This is a genomic window from Arthrobacter sp. Soil_C_60 (genome assembly GCF_057656375.1).
Genome location: NZ_JBDGKM010000005.1, coordinates 64,401 through 82,409 on the forward strand (window position 1 = coordinate 64,401; position 18,009 = coordinate 82,409).

The 18,009-nt window shown below is 67.8% G+C and carries 16 protein-coding genes; 10 read left to right on the forward strand and 6 right to left on the reverse strand.

What is annotated here, in order from left to right; translation table 11 throughout:
• Nucleotides 1-35 precede the first annotated feature (35 nt).
• The 3 genes from nagA to AC3A4M_RS12420 form a co-directional block, all read right to left on the reverse strand.
• Nucleotides 36-1,214 (reverse strand): N-acetylglucosamine-6-phosphate deacetylase, encoded by a 1,179-nt coding sequence (nagA, locus tag AC3A4M_RS12410; protein WP_498736030.1) that lies wholly within the window; start codon nt 1,212-1,214, stop codon nt 36-38.
• A gap of 70 nt (nt 1,215-1,284) precedes the next feature.
• Complete coding sequence (locus tag AC3A4M_RS12415; RefSeq protein WP_498736031.1) at nt 1,285-1,977, reverse strand: ABC transporter ATP-binding protein; 693 nt, start codon at nt 1,975-1,977, stop codon at nt 1,285-1,287.
• Nucleotides 1,978-2,025: 48 nt separating this feature from the next.
• Nucleotides 2,026-3,126: an ABC transporter permease gene (locus tag AC3A4M_RS12420; RefSeq protein WP_498736033.1), complete on the reverse strand. Its 1,101-nt coding sequence runs from the start codon at nt 3,124-3,126 to the stop codon at nt 2,026-2,028.
• A gap of 176 nt (nt 3,127-3,302) precedes the next feature.
• On the opposite strand from AC3A4M_RS12420, the gene AC3A4M_RS12425 reads away from it, so the two are divergent.
• Nucleotides 3,303-4,721 carry a sensor histidine kinase gene (locus AC3A4M_RS12425; protein WP_498736034.1) on the forward strand — a complete coding sequence of 473 codons (1,419 nt, stop codon included), beginning with the start codon at nt 3,303-3,305 and terminating at the stop codon, nt 4,719-4,721.
• On the forward strand, nt 4,718-5,377 hold the full coding sequence (locus AC3A4M_RS12430; RefSeq protein ID WP_498736035.1) for a response regulator: 660 nt from the start codon (nt 4,718-4,720) through the stop codon (nt 5,375-5,377). The genes AC3A4M_RS12425 and AC3A4M_RS12430 overlap by 4 nt, the downstream gene beginning before the upstream one ends.
• Before the next feature lie 140 nt (nt 5,378-5,517).
• Here AC3A4M_RS12430 and AC3A4M_RS12435 read toward each other — a convergent pair whose 3' ends face one another.
• Nucleotides 5,518-5,697, reverse strand: coding sequence for a hypothetical protein (locus tag AC3A4M_RS12435; RefSeq protein WP_169995410.1), 180 nt, complete (start codon nt 5,695-5,697; stop codon nt 5,518-5,520).
• Nucleotides 5,698-5,831: 134 nt separating this feature from the next.
• A complete protein-coding gene (locus AC3A4M_RS12440) occupies nt 5,832-6,083 on the reverse strand; it encodes a hypothetical protein (RefSeq protein ID WP_498736036.1) in 252 nt (83 codons plus the stop codon).
• Between the two features lie 228 nt (nt 6,084-6,311).
• On the opposite strand from AC3A4M_RS12440, the gene AC3A4M_RS12445 reads away from it, so the two are divergent.
• Nucleotides 6,312-7,139, forward strand: a complete 828-nt coding sequence (locus AC3A4M_RS12445) for a fumarylacetoacetate hydrolase family protein (RefSeq protein WP_498736037.1) — start codon at nt 6,312-6,314, stop codon at nt 7,137-7,139.
• A 69-nt stretch (nt 7,140-7,208) separates the two neighbouring features.
• Complete coding sequence (locus AC3A4M_RS12450; RefSeq protein WP_498736038.1) at nt 7,209-10,052, forward strand: helix-turn-helix transcriptional regulator; 2,844 nt, start codon at nt 7,209-7,211, stop codon at nt 10,050-10,052.
• A gap of 40 nt (nt 10,053-10,092) precedes the next feature.
• Here the strand turns inward: AC3A4M_RS12450 and AC3A4M_RS12455 are convergent, their stop codons facing one another.
• Nucleotides 10,093-10,497, reverse strand: a complete 405-nt coding sequence (locus tag AC3A4M_RS12455; protein WP_498736039.1) for a DUF7793 family protein — start codon at nt 10,495-10,497, stop codon at nt 10,093-10,095.
• A 498-nt stretch (nt 10,498-10,995) separates the two neighbouring features.
• On the opposite strand from AC3A4M_RS12455, the gene AC3A4M_RS12460 reads away from it, so the two are divergent.
• The 6 genes from AC3A4M_RS12460 to AC3A4M_RS12485 all read left to right on the forward strand — a co-directional run bounded on the left by AC3A4M_RS12460 (nt 10,996) and on the right by AC3A4M_RS12485 (nt 17,929).
• Complete coding sequence (locus AC3A4M_RS12460; protein ID WP_498736040.1) at nt 10,996-12,678, forward strand: ABC-F family ATP-binding cassette domain-containing protein; 1,683 nt, start codon at nt 10,996-10,998, stop codon at nt 12,676-12,678.
• Entirely contained in the window at nt 12,675-13,859 is a 1,185-nt protein-coding gene (locus tag AC3A4M_RS12465) for an MFS transporter (RefSeq protein WP_498736041.1), read from the forward strand. Before AC3A4M_RS12460 ends, AC3A4M_RS12465 begins: the two co-directional genes overlap by 4 nt.
• A 179-nt stretch (nt 13,860-14,038) precedes the next feature.
• Nucleotides 14,039-15,052 (forward strand): ABC transporter ATP-binding protein, encoded by a 1,014-nt coding sequence (locus tag AC3A4M_RS12470; RefSeq protein WP_498729875.1) that lies wholly within the window; start codon nt 14,039-14,041, stop codon nt 15,050-15,052.
• 4 nt (nt 15,053-15,056) lie between these two features.
• On the forward strand, nt 15,057-15,902 hold the full coding sequence (locus AC3A4M_RS12475; protein ID WP_498729874.1) for an ABC transporter permease: 846 nt from the start codon (nt 15,057-15,059) through the stop codon (nt 15,900-15,902).
• A 22-nt stretch (nt 15,903-15,924) separates the two neighbouring features.
• Nucleotides 15,925-17,184: a sensor histidine kinase gene (locus AC3A4M_RS12480; RefSeq protein ID WP_498736042.1), complete on the forward strand. Its 1,260-nt coding sequence runs from the start codon at nt 15,925-15,927 to the stop codon at nt 17,182-17,184.
• Entirely contained in the window at nt 17,177-17,929 is a 753-nt protein-coding gene (locus AC3A4M_RS12485) for a response regulator (protein ID WP_498736043.1), read from the forward strand. The genes AC3A4M_RS12480 and AC3A4M_RS12485 overlap by 8 nt, the downstream gene beginning before the upstream one ends.
• Nucleotides 17,930-18,009 lie beyond the last annotated feature (80 nt).

The window sequence follows — 18,009 nt, forward strand, 5'->3', positions numbered from 1 at the left end:
TTGGTTTGCCCGGCTGGCCCATCAGAGCCGGATGGTTAGTCCTGCTGATCGCGCCCCTTTGTTCCTGGCATCTCTTCTCCCGCCCGCCAGATCCGGTGCGGCCGAAGGTCCTGGTCCAAGAGTATCAAGTCTGCCTGTGAACCGACGGCGATAGTACCTACACCACCGAGGTCCAGCCCGGCGGCCCGGGCGGGCACCGAGGTGGCTGCGGCCACGGCCTCCGGCAGCGGGATTCCGGCCGCAACGGCACGCCGCAGCGCTGCATCCATGGTGAGCGTGCTGCCGGCTATGGGCCCTCCACGGGGCAGCCGGGCAACGCCGTCGTTCACTTCAACCGGGAGCGAACCAAGGTGGTAGCTGCCGTCCCCGCAGCCTGCCGCCGCCATGGCGTCGGTAATGAGGGCAACTCGGCCCGGGGCGGCTTGAAACGCCAACCGGAGCAGCGCGTCATGGATGTGGTGCCCGTCGGCGATCACTTCCAGCGTGACGTGGGGTGAGTCGAATGCCGCGGCGACCGGACCGGGCGCGCGGTGGTGCAGGCCGTTCATGGCGTTGAAGGCATGGGTGAGGATGCTGGCGCCGGCGTCGAAAGCAGCGCGGGCAGTGTCATAGTCCGCGTCCGTATGTCCGACGGCGACCGCCACCTTATGGTCGGCCAGTCGGCGGATGGCGGCAAAGCCGGGGTCCAGTTCCGGGGCGATGGTCACCTGGCGCAAAAGGCCGCCGCCGGCGTCGACGAGCCGGTCCACGGCTTCAACCGTAGGCGCCGCGAGGAAGCTTGGATTGTGGGCGCCGCAGTGGCTGGCCGCCAGGAAAGGACCCTCGAGGTGGAAGCCCTTCACCGTCGCATTGGCCGGAGCGTCTGAAACGAGCCGGCGCAGCGCGGCTTCCAGGGTTTCGAGCGGATTGGTAACCAGCGAGCCGAGGAGACTGGTGGTCCCGTACGCCAGATGAGTGAGCGGGCCGCGGGAGGTGTCGCCGTCGTCAAACGAACCACCGCCGCCGCCATGGCAATGTATATCCACGAACCCCGGCACTAGATAGGCACCGGCGGCGTCGACCTCCCGGATCCCTGCAACCTCCCGACCGGCAACGGTTCCGGACCAGCTGCCGGTGCCGGCGTCGGTAATTCGGCCGTCCTCAAGGAGCACCCAGGAACCCACAACGATCTCCCCATCGGCGATGCGGCGGGCGGAATGGATGACGGTGCGCATGGGCCTCACTGTTCTCCCGGATCGGCACATCGGAACGGACTGACTCACCTCGACAGTAGAGCGTCAGGTGCTAAACGGCGACTTGTTCCAGCGCCGTCAGTCTGCCGTCGCGCATGGTGGCGACGGCGTCGGTCAGCGGGATGTACTCGGTGTCGTGGGTGACCATTACGGTGGCCACCTTGAACTCCCGGGTCACGCGGACCAGCAGCCGGACAATGGCCTCGGAGCGTTCGTGGTCCAGCGCCGCCGTCGGTTCGTCCACCAGCAGCAGCTTCGGCTCACCCATCAGCGCGCGGGCGATGTTGACCCGCTGGCGCTGCCCGCCGGAGAGCTGGTGCGGGCGGCGCCGTGCGGAATCGGTGAGGCCCACCACATCCAGCAGTTCCAGGGCCCGGGCCTTCGACTTCTTCGGCGATCCGCCGCGCAGGTGCTCGGCGATCTGCAGCTGCTCGACGGCGGTCAGCGAGGCGAACAGGTTGGCCTGCTGGAAGATGATGCCGATGGTTTCACGCCTCTGGGTGGCCGTTTCCCGCGCGGAAAGGGCCGTCGCGTCCACGCCGTCGAGGAGGACGAGTCCCGACGTCGGCCGGATCAGCGTGGCGGCGACGGCGAGCAAGGAGGACTTGCCGGAGCCCGACGGGCCGACCAGCGAGGTGATGGTGCCGGCCCGGGCGGACAGGTTGACGCTGTCCAGGGCGGTGACCGTGGTGTCGCCGTCCGGGTACTCGAGGGTGGTGTTGACGAGGTTCAGTACTGCAGTCATGGGTGTTGTCCTTAGTTAGAGGGTGGAGGTATCGGGAGGTCGCCCGGCTTAGTTGCCACCGAGGGCGGTTAGCGGATCTACCTTCGTCACGCGGCGGACCGCGACGACGGCGCCGGCCATGCCCAGGAGCACGATGCCCGCGATCGGCAGCACGGTGCTGGCCGCGGTGAGCAGGAACGGGGCGGCCTGGGCGGCGAAGTAGCCGCCCACAATGCCCACGCCACCACCGGCGGCGGCCCCGGCGACCAGGACGATCGCGGCCTGGGTCAGCGCGTCGCGCAGCAGGTAGCCGTCCGAGCCGCCCATCGCCTTGAGCACCGCAATATCGCGCGTGCGCTGGATGGTCCAGACGGTCAGGAAGGCGACAATCACCAGCGCCGAGATCCCGTAGAGGAAGGCCTGCATCATCAGCAGCGAGCCGTTCTCGCTCTTGTACGAACCCAGTGCCTGGAATGAACCGGTCACGGAAGTGGTCACAGTGCCGGCGGCTCCATTGGCCGCCGTAGCGGCGGGTCCTGCAGGATCCCCGTCCGCCAACTCCACCGCAACGGCGGTGGCGATCGGGCCCTCGGCGGCCCCGCCGTCGTTAATATGGGCGACCTGCTGCCACTGCGCTAGCGAGGTCCAGACCACCGGCGTGTGGGAGTACCACTGGTCGTCGACGACGGCGGAGACCAGCAGTTGCCGGCCGCCAACTTCCACCGGATCACCGGCGGCAACGCCCAAGTCGTCCGCAATGGTCCGGCTGAGGACCACCGTCCCGTCCGGCACGGGGGCGGGGGCCAGCCGGCCGCCGGGCTCGACGCCGAAGACGGCCACGTTGGTGGTGCCGCCCGCGGAGAAACGGGTCTGGGCGATGCCGAAGGCCTCGGCATGCTTCACTCCGTCCGCCTGCTGCCACGCGTCCAGCTGGTCGCGCGAGATCTGCGACTCTGTGTAGGAAGCCTTCGCCTCGTTGCGCACGGGCGCGACGAATGCCACGGTGTTGACCGCCGGAGCCAGCCCGGCGATGGCGGAAATGGACTGGTTGCCCAGGCCTGCCGTGAGGCCGGAGAGCATGACCAGCAGCAGGGTAATCAGGGCCACCACGGTTCCCATCAGGGCGAATCGGCCCTTCGCGAACCGGATGTCCCGCAGTGCCAAAAACACGATGTTTCCTTCTTTCGGTGGAGTGCTTGGCCGCCGTTCGGCCGCTGTATCCAGCCTTTCCCGAAAGCCGCGCGGACACATCGCGGAAGCGGTTGATCCGCGGCGGACAGAAGGTTGATTCCCCAGTCAACCGAATGGTTGATGCCCGCTGCGTGAGTGGTGGCTACGCTGGGAGCATGTCTGTCCCGACCGACCCCGCCGAGACCGAGGCCTGGCCCGAGCCCGAGCCCGAGCCTGGCTTCGCCGAAGCGGGACGGCCCGGCCGGACGCGGCCGGAATCCGGGCCCGTCCAGCCGTCGGCGGGCGCCTTGGTGCTGCGCGTGCTGCGGATCGGACTGCACACTGGCTTCGCCGGCCTGCTCGCCTTCGCCGTCGTTCTGACACTGGTCAACGCCCCGCATGCGCCGCGGAGCTGGCTGGCCTTGCTGCTCGGGATCCTGCTGGCCGGTGTCTACCTCGCCGGCACGATCGTCGAGAAGCGGCACACCACCACCGGAACAGGCCCGGATCCTCGCCGCTACGGGGCGGCCTGGCTGGCGGTGGTGACGGTGCTCTGGGTGGCGCTCGCGGCGGTCAGCGGCAACTTCGTCTGGCTGGCCTTCCCGCTGTTCTTCCTCCACCTGCATGTGCTCAAAACCGCCCACGCCGTGTTCGCCGTCGCCATGCTGACCGGCGTCGTGATTCTGTCCCAGTGGTGGCACAACGGCCGGCTGGAGCCGGCGATGCTGATCGGCCCGATGGTAGGGGCGGTGTTCGCCGTGTTCATGGCGATGGCCTACCGGGCGCTGTATCTCGACGGCGAGAACCAGCGGCGCGCGCTCGCCGAGCTGCGCCGGACCCGGGCCGAACTGGCCCAATCCCAGCACGACGCCGGGGTACTTGCCGAACGCGGCCGGCTCGCCCGGGAAATCCACGACACCCTCGCCAAAGGCCTGTCCAGCATCGTGCTGGTCTCCCGCGGCGCGGCCACGGCGCTGGATGCCGGCGACACCGCGACGGCGGCCGAGCGCATCCGCCTGGCCCAGTCCACGGCCTCGGAGAACCTGGCCGAGGCGCGCAGCTTCATCCGCGGTCTGTCCTCCCCGCAACTCGAGCCGCGGGAGGACGGCGCCAGCGCCCTGGCCGACAGCCTGGCCCGGCTGTGTGCGGCCACCGAGCGGCAGGCCGCGGGGCGCGGGGACCAGCTGCGCTGCCGTTTCAACCTCGACGGCAACAGCGTCCGGCTGCCCGCGCCGTACGAGGTCACGCTGCTCCGGGCTGCGCAGGCGAGCCTGGCGAACGTCCTGGCGCACGCGAAGGCGCGCACCGCCGTCGTGACCCTGGGTTTTCTGGACGAGGACGTGACACTGGATATTTACGACGACGGCGTGGGCTTTGATCCTTCAAAGTACGACGGCGGCGCTAACCTTGGTCTCCCGGCGGCGGCGGGGCGCGGGGAGAGGGACAGTGACGGCGGTGGCTTCGGCCTGCTGGCGCTTCGGGAACGGGTTGCCGCGCTGAACGGCCGGCTGGACCTGGAATCCGCGCCGGGTGAGGGAACCGTGGTGGCCATCCGGCTGCCGTTGCGCACCGGTGCGGGGGAGGAGCGGGAGTGAGCGGGATCAGGATTCTGCTGGTCGATGACCATCCCGTGGTGCGCACTGGGCTGCGCGCCATGCTCTCCGACTTCGAAGGCATGACCGTGGCGGCCGAAGCCGCGGACGGGGCTGCCGCGCTGAAGGAGCTGGACCGTCTGGCAGCCCTCGGCGAGCCCGCGGATGTGGTGCTGATGGACCTGCAGATGGGCGCCGGGATGGACGGGGTAACCGCGACGGCGCGGATCAAGGCCAACGGCGACGCCGGCAACGCCGCGCCGCCGGTGCTCATCCTGACCACCTATGACACGGACGCGGACATCCTCGCCGCCGTGGAGGCCGGAGCCGCCGGCTACATGCTCAAGGACGCCCCGCCGGAGCAGATCCGCGAAGCCGTCTTGGCCGCCGCGGCCGGCCGAACTGCGCTGGCCCCGGAAGTTGCGGCCCGCCTGATGGGCCGGATCCGCAACCCCGAACCGGCGCTCAGCGCCCGCGAGGTCCAGCTGGTGGAACTGCTGGCAACCGGCATGCCAAACAAGGAAATCGCCCGCAAGCTCTTCATCTCCGAGGCCACCGTCAAGACCCACCTGGTGCACATTTACGCCAAGCTCGGCGTGGACAACCGCACGGCCGCCATCGCCGAAGCCACCAAGCGCCGCATCATCCGCCCGGCCTGATGCTCGCGGGGTCAGCCGAGCGCGCCCAGGAATGTCGCGCCTTGCCTCTTCGAGGCCCTCCCGAGTTCAATAAATGCCGGAAGTTCGGCCAATATTTTGAGGCATTTGGTCCGACAAGAGCCTCAGTCGGTTAAGGCGTCCTATGACAGGTCGCTGGCGACACCGATCGTGAAGACTTTGGGCCCGCTCCGTGTAACTCTGACCAGATCCTTCGAGACGTTTGCCCTCAGGGCAACGTCGGCGACTGCGGCATCTAGCGATTCGTTCGTGGTCGAGCGGTCCCAGATCTTGAGCGTCACGGAGTGCGATTCAAAGTTCATGCGTCGTTGATTTCCTTGATTGAATTCCCGCCTCGTCGCTGAGGCAGTGGGCACAACTCTAGCCGGAATGATCATCTTCCCTCGACTAGATTTCGCATTTATGAACCGCCATCAGCCGTTCTCAGAGCCACGACCTAGGACGCCCTCGCGTCCTGCGCATCATCTTCCTGGGTGCCGGCTTCGGCCACCGCGCCGAGCCGGCACCAGGGACCGCAGGGTTCGGCAGACGGACCGGTAACCAGCATTCGGAAGGCCCCGTCGAGGTAGGCCCTGCCGTCCTTGGTCCGCCCGATCAGGACGCCACGGCGAAGACGCATACGTTGTCCCGGTTCGAGTTTCCTCAACTGCGGCCAGAGCAGGGCTTCTGAGGTCGAAAGGAATAACATAACGGCCCTCCTGTCACCGAGTTGGACTATTATGAACCCTCCCGGCCCGTTTTGGACCCCTGCGGGCGCAAAATTGTGTCGACCCGTTATCGTTCGGGCCCGGCCGCTTCGCTGCAGGGCTTCCGTGCGAAAGCGATATTGCGAAAGCGATATATTGTGCGGAGGAGCGGGCATCACCGCAAAAACAAATGGACGACGGCGGTGTGCAGCTGCCCGCAGGAGGTTTGGATGCGACTGGGTACAGTACGGCGGAACGGGACAACGCAGGCGTTCCGGCAGGAGAACGGCGTAACCACCTTCCTTCCGGCAAAGGATGTCGGCGAGCTCCTGCTGCGCGAGGACTGGCGCACCCTTGCCGGCGAAGCAGGGCAGGAACCGGCCGCCGCCGACCTGGACACGCCCATCCTGCGCCCCGGCAAGATCCTTTGCGCCGGACTGAACTATTACGCCCACGCCGAAGAAGTCGGGCAGGACGTGCCGAAGCAACCTACGATCTTCACCAAGATGCACAACGCCCTGGTGGGCCCCACCGATGACGTGCAAATGCCCGAAGCCAGCCGCAAGATCGACTGGGAGGCCGAGCTGACCATCGTGATCGGCAAGACCATCCGCAAGGTGGACGAGGCCGCAGCCAAGGACGCCATTCTTGGCTACACGGTGATGAACGATGTCTCCGTGCGCGACTGGCAGGGCCGGACGTCCGAGTGGTTCCAGGGCAAGAACTGGGACCGGATGACGCCGGTGGGCCCCGTCGTCGTTACAGCGGACGAAATCGACCCCGAGGACGGCCTGGCCGTGGAATGCGAGCTGGACGGCGTCGTCAAGCAGTCCGGCACGACGTCGGACCTGATCTTCTCCTGCGCCAAGCTGGTCTCCTACATCAGCGAGTTCATGACCTTGGAACCGGGCGACATCATCGCCACCGGCACTCCGGCGGGCGTCGGCCTGGCCCGCAAGCCCCGTGAGTGGATTCCGGTGGGCGCCGAATTGGTGACCCGGATCGAGGGAATCGGCGAGCTGCGCAACAAGTGCGTTGCGGAGCCGGCGGCGGGTTAATCCCGCGCCCGGAATGTCACTTTCGGTCGCCCCGTCGTAAATGTTCTGGTGCGGCCGTAGGATCGAAAGATGGGGCAGACACGGTTATTCGGTCGGGACCGCGAACTCGCTCAGTGGCGGACCCTCGCGGACACCGTCGCGTCCGGACGCAACACGGAGCTGACGGTCAGCGGCCCTGCGGGTATCGGCAAGACCTCGCTGCTGGACGAAATCTGCCGCGATGCCCAGGCCCGTGATTGGAAGATCCTGCGGGCCCGCGGCGACGCCCGGCGGCAGCTGCCCGGCGCCATGCTGTGGCAGTGGTTCGCTCCGCTGGCCCAGCGGCTGCCCGCGGACGCGCCGCCCTTTGACGGCCAGGGCGCGCTGCTGCACACATTCCTGACCACCACCGGCGTTCCGGCCCAGAGCGACGCCCTGAGCTATTCGGCCTCGTGGGTGCTGCGCTCGCGGAGCCAGGACCAGCCCGTGATCGCCGTGGTTGATGATGCCCAGTGGCTCGACGAGCTCTCCCTGGGCGCCCTTCTGGATATCGGCAGCCTGCTGATCGACGTTCCCGTGCTCCTGCTGCGCGGCGTCCGCACCGGACCCGGCGCCGAACATCCCGAAGGCATCGACACAAGCGCGCTGCTGGAAGGGGACCGGATTTCGGACCGCGATCCTTACGTTCCCTCCAGTGTCCCTCTGCACTGGCAGCTGGAGCCGCTGAGCCAGAAGGCCATCGAGAGCTGGATTCTGGAGCGGCAGGAAAGTAACGTCCAGGTCAACGCGGCCCGCGTCCAGGCCGCAAGCGGCGGAGTGCCGTTCTTCATCCACGAACTGCTGGAGCGGGACCAGCCGCTGGCCAGGCCTGCCGAAGCCTCGCCCAATGAGGCAGCTGTGCTGCGCGGCCGGTTGCACCGGCTCGGGGCGCTTGACCGGAAGGTGCTTGGCGCCGTCGTTGTTCTTGGAATGGACGCCAGCGCGGCGCGGCTGAAGGCCATGCTGGACCTGCGGACGGCGGAGTTGAATGAGTCGCTGGCCAGGCTGGAGGAAGAACGGTTTCTGGCCTCGGTGAAGCCGCGGCCTGCCATCCAGCATGCACTCGTGGCGGAGGCCTTGCTGGCGGATCTGGGCGAGGAAGAGGTTTCATCCCTGCACCGCAGTGCGGCCGGCGTCCTGATGGCCGAAGGCGCACAGCCTGCCCTGATTGCCAACTATCTGCTGGAGACGTTGCCGGACGGTGACGAGGACGGCGCCCGGATCCTGCTGGCCGCTGGGGCGCAGGCAAGACGCCAGGGCGCCTACGCTCTCGCCGCCCAGCTGACCGACCGGGCCCTGCAGGAGTCCACCCTCCCGGACCGCCTGCGGCAGGAGCTGCTGATCGAGGCCACGTACGCGCATCAGGGCGCAGGCGATTCGCAAACCGCAGCGCGGCTCGCCGAGGACGCGTTGGAACTGACCGAAGGAACGGTCCGACGGGTGGAGCTGCTGGTCGGCCACGCGGAAGTGCTCTACGACATGAACGAGGTGGAACGAGCCTCGGACTGCTTCGGCAAGGCGCTGAAGGAATTGGAAAACGACCCGGGCGACCATGGCGATTTACGACGGCGGGTGATTGCGCTGGCGTCGGGTGCTGGCTTCCAGCAACTGCAGATCGCCTCGCAATATTCGACTGAGCTCGCCGGAATCCTCAACCAGGACCCGTCCGAGGACGGTCCGGGGGACCGGTTGCTGCTGGCGCAAGAGGCGCTGCGCCTGACCATCAGCGGCACGGACGCCGCGCTCAGTGGGAAGCTGGCGGTCCGGGGCTACGCCGGCGGCCTCATTCTGGAAGAAAACGGGGCCGAGTCCAGCATCATCAACTTCTTGACCGGCGCCCTCAACGGTGCCGAACGGGACGCGGAAGCCCTGGAGTTGCTGGACGCGGCCATTGCCGAAGCGCGGGCCAAGTCCTCGCTGATGGCACACGCCACCCTGGCCTACTGCCGCGGCGCCATCCACCTGAACCGCGGCCGGCTGCGGTTGGCGCAGGTGGACCTGGAGGCCAGTATGCGCGCGGCTGATGCCGGCTGGCGCACCTACATCGAGGTGGCCGCGTTTGTGCTCGCCAGTGTTTACGTCGCGCGCGATGATCTGGAGGCGGCGGATGCCCTGCTGGCCAAGGTCCCGCTGGAGGAAAAACGGGTTCCGCTGGTCCAGGCGATGGCGCTGCAGCTGCACGGGACCGTGCTGGCCGCGCACGGCGACCACAAGTCCGCGCTGGAGCACTTTACGGCCGCGATGGATCTGGCCGTGGGGCTTGGCCCGACCTTGAGTGCCTGGACCCGGAGTGCGGTGGAAAGCGCGGTGCGTCTGGGCCAGAAGGAGTACGCCGCGGCGGTGGCCGAGGAGGCGTTGGACAAGGTCCGTGCCTTCGGCGCACCCCGGCTGACCGGCATGACGCTGCGGGTGGCGGCGCTCGCGCAGCCACCGGAAACCGCGGTGCTGATGCTCCGCGAGTCCATCGGCCTGCTGGAAGCGAACGAGGGGCGCTACGACCAGGCCCTCGCCTTGGCGGATCTGGCCGAGATCTGCCTCGGTGGAGAGGATGCGGACACGCTGTCAGCGCACCGGCAGGAGGCTTTGGCGGCAGGCCGCAAGGCATTGGTGCTGGGCAACCGCATCGGCGCGGCCTCTGTGGCGCGGCGCATGACCGAGCTGCTGGCCGCGCATGATGCGCGGCTGCCGCTGATCGCGGAGAACAAGGCGGACCGGCTGACGGCCGCGGAGAACCGCGTCTGCTCGCTGGCGGCCAAGGGCATGACCAACCGGCAGATCGCCGCGGAACTGTTCATCACCATCAAGGCTGTGGAGTGGCATCTGTCCCGGTCCTTCTCCAAGCTGGGCATCTCTTCGCGCAAGGCACTCGCCGGCGTCGTCGACGCCCGCGATTAAGCGCGGATGGGGCACACGTTCAGCCGGTGGGGCAGCGGATTCAGCCGGCTGCGGCGCCGTCGTGATTCGCGTCCTGCCCCTGCTTGAGCCACGCCATGGCTTCGGACCGCGAATTGAAGAACCGCGTGGGGCACGGCGGGGTGTGCACGCCGAGGAAAAAGTTCGCGATGACCCGGTCCACGGCGGATTTGCCCAGCAGCGCTATCCGGTTCGCGGCGCAGGGAATCGAGAAGACCGCGCGGGCACCGCGGCTCACGGACTGCGTGGTCGCCATGTCGACCAGCATCGGATGCTCATCGGTGCCGGAGAGGTTGTTGACCTCCCGCATCGCGGCGTGGGCGTCCTCGGCTTCGATCCGCACCCCTTCCGTCCACCGCAGGTTCAGGATCCCGTCCCCCGTGAGCTCCAGGGTGGCTTTGTCTCCTTCGATGGCGATCGGTTCCATGGCTCCTCCTGGGATGGGTGGCGCTCGCTGGGCTGGAGCGAAGCGGCTGTCTTAAATGTAACGATAAACTGCCGCGCAGGGTACGGGCATACCTGCTGCTACCGGCAGCCGCGGCGCTTCCGGCCACCGCGCTTCCTGCAGACCACAGGACCGTGCCGGACCACAGCCACCCTAGCTTTTCCTAACTGGGGTGGTTAACGCTGGTCAAACGCTCTATGGCCGAGCAGAATTGATTTTGTTGGAAACGGAACGGGAAACCGGACCGGATCCGGCAGCAGCTTAGTCCGTTGGGGGCGGCTGGGGAGACCCGGCTGTGGTGCATAGCACCGGATATTCGCGGCTGCAGATACGAAATGGCTCGAAGTGAGTTGGCTCTTGGGGAGGCCTGACTTTGAGCCATTTCGTCTGTCCGGGGCCGGTTTCGCCGCGGGCCGCGGGTCTCTTCGGCCGAAACCGGGCAATGTCTACCTCACCCGCCGGAAGTGACACACTGTAACGGTGGCCCATCTTGACGTGACCAATATTGATTTCTTCCTCTCCGACGGACGCCAGCTGCTCAACGGCGTCGGCTTCAAGGTCGGCGACGGCGCCAAAACCGCTCTCATCGGGCCGAACGGCACCGGCAAGACCACCCTGCTGCGCATCATCGCCGGCGACCTGACCCCGGACGAGGGCGCCGTCTCCCGCTCCGGCAACATGGGCATCATGCGCCAGTTCGTCGGCCAGGTCCGGGACGACACCACGGTGCGGGACCTGCTGGTGAGCGCCGCGCCCCCTGCCCTCGCGGCCGCCGCCAAGGCGGTGGATTCGGCCGAACTGGCCATGATGGAGCACGACGACGAGCCCACCCAGATGCGCTACGCCCAGGCGATCGCGGACTGGGGCGACGCCGGCGGTTACGAGCTGGAAACCGTCTGGGACGAAGTCACCATGGCCGCGCTCGGGATTCCCTTTGACCGCGCCCAGCACCGCGCGGCGTCGACCCTCTCCGGCGGCGAGCAGAAGCGCCTGGTCCTCGAAGCCCTGTTCTCCGGCCCGGACGAGCTCCTGCTGCTCGACGAGCCGGACAACTATCTGGACGTCCCGGGCAAGCGCTGGCTGGAAGGGAAACTGAACGACTCCAAAAAGTCCGTGCTCTTCGTCAGCCACGACCGGGAGCTGCTGGCCAACGCCGCCAACCGGATCGTCACGCTGGAACCGGGTGCGCTCGGCGCCACCGCCTGGGTGCACGGCGGCGGTTTCGAAAGCTACCTGCAGGCGCGCGCGGACCGCAATGCCCGCTTCGAGGAGCTGCGCAAGCGCTGGGACGAGGAGCACGTGAAGCTCAAGGAACTCGTCAACATGTACAAGAACAAGGCGGCCTTCCGCTCCGACATGGCCAACCGCTACCATGCGGCACAGACCCGGCTGGCGAAGTTCCTTGAGGCCGGCCCGCCGGAGGCCGTGCCGATCGAGCAGAACGTGCACATGCGGCTCAAGGGCGGCCGCACGGCCAAGCGCGCTATCGTCGCCAGCAAGCTGGAGCTGACCGGCCTGATGAAGCCGTTCAGCACCGAGATCTGGTTCGGCGACCGCGTGGGCGTGCTCGGCTCCAACGGCTCAGGCAAGTCGCACTTCCTGCGGCTGCTGGCCAGCGGCGGCACCGACCCGGAGAAGGAGCACCTCCCGGTCTCCGAGGTCGAGATCGCCGAGGTTCCGCACACCGGCACGGTTAAGCTCGGCGCGCGGATCCGCCCGGGTTTCTTCGCGCAGACCCACGTCCGCCCCGACCTGCTCGGCCGCACCCTGGTGGACATCCTGCACCGCGGCGACGAACACCGCTCCGGCCTGGGCCGGGAGGCGGCGGCCGCAGTGCTGGATCGTTACGGGCTGGCGCAGCAGGCGGAGCAAAAGTATGACTCGCTCTCCGGCGGCCAGCAGGCCCGGCTGCAGATCCTGCTGCTGGAACTCTCCGGCGCCACCCTGCTGCTGCTCGACGAGCCCACCGACAACCTGGACCTGCATTCGGCCGAGGCACTCGAGCGCGCCATCGATGCGTTCGAGGGTACGGTCCTCGCGGTCACCCACGACCGCTGGTTTGCCCGCAGTTTCGACCGCTTCCTGGTCTTCGGGTCCGACGGCAAGGTTTACGAGAGCGACGCACCGGTCTGGGACGAAGAGCGCGTGGTCCGCCAGCGATGAGGCAGCCCGGTTCCGTCACCGGCGCCAAGTACGCCACCTTCATCATCTTTGGGCTGAACGGACTGGTCTTTGCCAGCTGGGCGGCCCGGATTCCCGCAGCTGCTTCCGCACTGGAGATTTCCGCGGGGCAGATCGGCGCCCTGCTGCTGGCACTCGGGCTGGGCTCGGTGATCTCGCTGCCCCTGGCCGGTCCGATTTCGGCGCGCATCGGCACGGCTAACACCGTGCGCGCGGGCGGCACTGTGGCGGCGCTCGCCGCCGTCGGGCTGGCCATGGCGCTCTTCGCGGGCTCCGTCCCGGGGGCCGCGGCGGCCTTGTTTGTCTACGGGGTCGGCGTCGCCTGGTGGGATGTGGCGCAGAACATCGAGGGCGCCGACGTCGAGCGCCGACTGCTGCGCACCATCATGCCGCAGTTCCATGCCGCCTTCAGTCTGGGGGCCTTCATCGGCGCGATGATCGGCGCGGCGCTGTCCGTCCTCCAGATCCAGCTCGCGGTGCATCTGCTGTTCATGGCCGTGCTGGTGGCCGTCGCCGTCCTCACCGTGCCCAGATACTTCCTGCCGCATGCGCCGGAACAACCTAACGACGACGACGGCGCACCCCGCCGCGGCAAGTTCGCCGCCTGGCGCGAACAGCGCACCGTGCTGATCGGTGTGCTGGTGCTCGGTGCGGCACTGACCGAGGGCGCCGCCAATGACTGGATCGCCCAGGCCACGGTGGTGGGGCTGGGCGCATCGGAGGCCATCGGCGCCGTGCTGTTCGGCATCTTCGTAGCCTCGATGACGCTGCTGCGGCTGGTCGGAGGCCGGTTCATCGACCGCTGGGGCCGCGTCCTGGTGCTGCGGGTGAGCATGAGCACGGCGCTGGTGGGCCTGCTGGTGTTCGTCCTCGCCCCCGACGTGCCGCTTGCCGTTTTCGGCGCGGTCCTCTGGGGCGCGGGCGCCGCGCTGGGCTTCCCGATGGGCATGTCCGCCGCGGCCGATGACCGGGCCTTCGCCGCAGAACGCGTTTCGGTGGTCTCCACCCTGGGCTATGTGGCGTTCCTAGCCGGACCGCCGTTCCTCGGCTTCCTGGGCGAGCATGTGGGCATCCGCAACGCCCTGCTCGCGGTGGCCGTGCTCATGGTCGCCTCACTGCTGACCGCCCCCGCCGCCCGCGAACAAGAGCCCGTCCGGCGGTAGGGCGGGTACTGTCCTGCCCGTTGGCCGGCCTCCCGCGGACCGCCCTGTAGTCCTCAAGGACTACGCCGACGGCCGCCAAGATCATCCTGCAGTGCGGTTACGCTGACGTCCCCGGCCCGTAGCGTAGTTGGTGCGGGAATCTTCTCCGCCCGCAACCCCGAACTTTAAGGACGGCAGACATGATCGAGGCACACGGCCTGGTCAAGGTGTACGGCAAGAAACCCGCCGTGCAGGGCATCTCCTTCACCGTGCAGCCGGGCAAAGTCACCGGCTTCCTCGGCCCGAACGGCGCGGGCAAGTCCACCACCATGCGCATGATCATGGGGCTGGACCGGCCCACCAACGGCGACGTCAAGGTGAACGGCAGGCACTATGCCGCGCACAAGGCGCCGCTGCGCGAAGTCGGCGCGCTCCTGGACGCCAAGGCGGTCCACAGCTCCCGCAGTGCCTACAACCACCTGCGTGCCATGGCCGCCACACACGGGATCCCGACGAAGCGGGTGCAGGAGGTCATCGACCTGACCGGCCTCGGCGCCGTCGCAAAGAAGCGCGTGGGCGGCTTCTCGCTCGGCATGGGCCAGCGGCTGGGGATAGCCGCCGCGCTGCTGGGTGATCCGCAGACCATCATTTTGGACGAGCCCGTCAACGGACTCGACCCCGAAGGCGTGCTCTGGGTCCGCAACCTGGTCCGCTCGCTCGCCGCCGAAGGCCGCACCGTGTTCCTCTCCTCGCACTTGATGAGCGAAATGGCGCAGACCGCGGACCACCTGCTGGTCATCGGCCGCGGCAAGATCATTGCCGATGCCAGCATGCAGGACTTCCTGAACAGCCAGAACCAGGTGCGTTCGCGCGTCCGTACGGACAACCCGGAGGCCCTGATCCGCGCGCTCGCAGCTCCCGGCGTCAGTGTGGACACCCGCGACACGGCGCTGCTGGAGATCACCGGCGTTGACCCCCGCGACATCGCCCGGGCCGCGTTGGAACAGCAGGTGCTGGTTTACGAACTCACCCCGCTGCAGGCCTCGCTGGAAGAGGTCTACATGGACCTGACCAAGGACGAAGTGGAATACCACTCGCAGAACATCGACACCCAAACCCCTCAGCAAGCACTTCCAGGACAGACGGCACTGCCGGGACAGCCGGCACCGCCGGCCGAACTGGCCCCCGCGGGCACCAGCAGGGAAGGAAAGTAAGGCCATGAGCACTGCAACCATGAACAAGCCGGCCCACGCCACCGGCAGCGGCGTGAGTTTCGTCCGGTCTCTGCACTCGGAGTGGATCAAGTTCACCACGCTGCGCTCCACCTGGATCCTGCTGGCCACCACGGTCGTGGTGATGATCGGCATCGGCCTGCTCGGCGCCTGGGGCATGGGCTCCGGCATGGAGTCCATCCGCGAAAGCGGGCAGGACCCGGCCGCCATGGGCATGGACGAATCCATGCTCTACATGATGGCCACCGGCGGCATCGATTTCGGTCAGCTAATCATCGGCGCCCTGGGCGTGCTGCTGATCGCCTCCGAATACTCCACCGGCATGATCCGCTCCACCATGACCGCCGTACCGGGGCGCCTGTCCCCGCTGGTGGCCAAGGCCGTCGTCGTTGCCGCGGTAGCCGCCGTCGTCGGTATTGTCTCCAGCTTCGCCACGTACTTCCTCAGCCAGCCCATCCTGGCCAGCTATGGACTGGACTACGGGCTGGACGTGGAGAACTTCGTGCAGTCGCTGCTGCTCTCCGGTGTCTACCTGGCGCTGGTGGCCCTGATGGGCCTGGCCCTGGGGTCGCTGCTGCGCAACAGCGCCGGCGGGATCGTCACGCTGGTGGCCCTGCTGCTGGTGTTGCCGATAGTGGCGAGCATCCTCCAGTTCGACTGGATCCAGGACGGCGTGGTTCCGTACCTCCCCTCCAACGCCGGCCGCCAGTTGCTGGCGCTGGAAATTGCCGACGGCGACTTGACCCAGCTGCAGGGCGGTCTGGTGATGGCAGCGTGGACCGCGGTGCTGCTCGCCGCTGCCGCGGTGACCACCAAGTCCCGGGACGTCTAGGCCCGGGGATAAGCTCACCAGCATGAGCACACAGACTTCAGCGAGGGAGGCGGCGGAGCGAACGGCCGCCGTCTCCTTCGCTGAGATATCTTCCAAGCGGCGGGGACCTTTCCGCCGCTATTTCCATGCCCACCCGGTGGCGATGGACTGGCTGCTGGTGGTGGCCAACTTCCTGTTCGGCCTGGGCAACGCGATCTACAGCATCGGCATCGGCGAATGGCTGCCGCTGATCCTGCTGGCGGGGGCTTCCGCGGCGCTGGTGTTCCGCCGGCATTTCCCCTGGCTGGTCCTGGCGGCCATAGTCGTCGGGGACGTGCTGACCGTGCTGTTAACCAGTACCGGCAGCAGCTCCATCGGGATGTGGCTGGCCATTTACACCGTAGCCACCACGGTCCGGGCGCTGCACGCGCTGGTGGCGGCCGTCCTCGCCGGGGCCCCGCTGCTGGTCGCCATGGCCTTCAAAATGCCGGCCGAAATCGCCGAAAGCATCGCCTCCGGGGAACTGCCGCCCTACATCGGGCTGATCTCCGGCGTCGTCATTCTGTTGTTCAACGTCATTGCCGCCGGTATCGGGATCACCGTGCGGCGCGACCGGCACCACGAAGAGGAGCTGCGCCGCTGGGCAGCCGACAATGCCCTGCTGGCCTCGGCCAACGAACGCACCCGGATTGCGCGCGAAATGCACGACGTGGTGGCCCATTCCTTGTCGGTGATGATCGCGCTCTCGGATGGCGCCGCCGTCGTTGTTAAGAAGGATCCGGGGCGGGCCGCGGACGTGCTCGACCAGCTCTCCGTCACGGGCCGCACCGCGCTCGCCGATATGCGCCGCGTGCTCGGCGTGCTGCGCGACGACGCCCAGCCGGCCGCACCGCTGGAGCCGGCCGGGAGCGAGCTGATGGAACTGATCGAAGGCTTCCGCGCCGCCGGGCTGCCGCTGCGGGTAGTGACCAGCGGGCCGGTGCTGCCCGAAGACCGGAACTTCAAGCTGACCGTGTTCCGGATCGTGCAGGAATCGCTGACCAACGTGCTGCGCTATGCCCGCGGCCTGAGCGAGGTCAAGGTGGACATCACCCGGGCCGGCTCGGTGGTGAACATCCGGGTGACCGACGACGGGCACGCCCCGGCGTCGGTGAAGTCCCTGGGCGCCGGGCAGGGCATCACCGGCATGCGCGAACGCGCGGCGATTTACCACGGCACGGTGGACTGCGGTCCGCGTCCCAATGGTGGTTGGATGGTTGAAGCAACGTTGTACTGGCCGGGGGAGGAGCCTGCATATGGCTGAGGAAAGCACTGAATCAACTGCACCAACTGAAGCAACGGAGCCGCCGGCACCGTCCGGACCCATCCGGGTGCTGCTGGTCGATGACCAGCCGCTGCTGCGCATGGGATTCCGTCTGATCCTCGAAGGCGAGGACGACGTCGAGATCGTGGGCGAGGCGTCCAACGGTGCCGAAGCGCTGGAGCTGGTCCGGCAGCTGGCGCCGGACGTGGTGCTGATGGATGTGCGCATGCCCGTGCTGGACGGCATCGAGGCCACCCGGCAGATCACCGCAGCCGGACTGTGCGCCCGGATCATCATCCTGACCACGTTCGATCTGGACGAGTACGCCTTTGCCGGGCTGCAGGCCGGGGCGAGTGCGTTCCTGCTCAAGGATGTGGCGCCGGACGAGCTGGTCCACGCCGTGCGGCTGGTGGCCAGCGGGGACGCCGTGGTGGCCCCGCGGGTAACGCAGCGGCTGCTGGAAACCTACGTCCGGGCGCTGCCGGCCGACGCCAGCCCCGCCGTGGCGCCGCAGCGGGACCCACTGCTCGATGACCTCACGCCGCGGGAGCTCGAGGTGTTGTCCGCGATCTCCGAGGGGCTGTCCAACGCCGAGATCGCGCACAAGTTCTTCCTCTCCGAGGCCACCGTGAAGACGCATGTCCGGCGGATTTTGAGCAAGCTGCACCTGCGTGACCGGGTGCAGGCCGTGGTCTACGCGTACGAGACAGGCCTGGTGGTCCCGAGCCAGGGACTGGATTACTGACCGGGCGCGGCCCTGCGCTCGGTGTTCCCCAACCTTTTCCCATCCACTTTCCGTCCGCGCCGGGATAAGGTGGCCTTCTA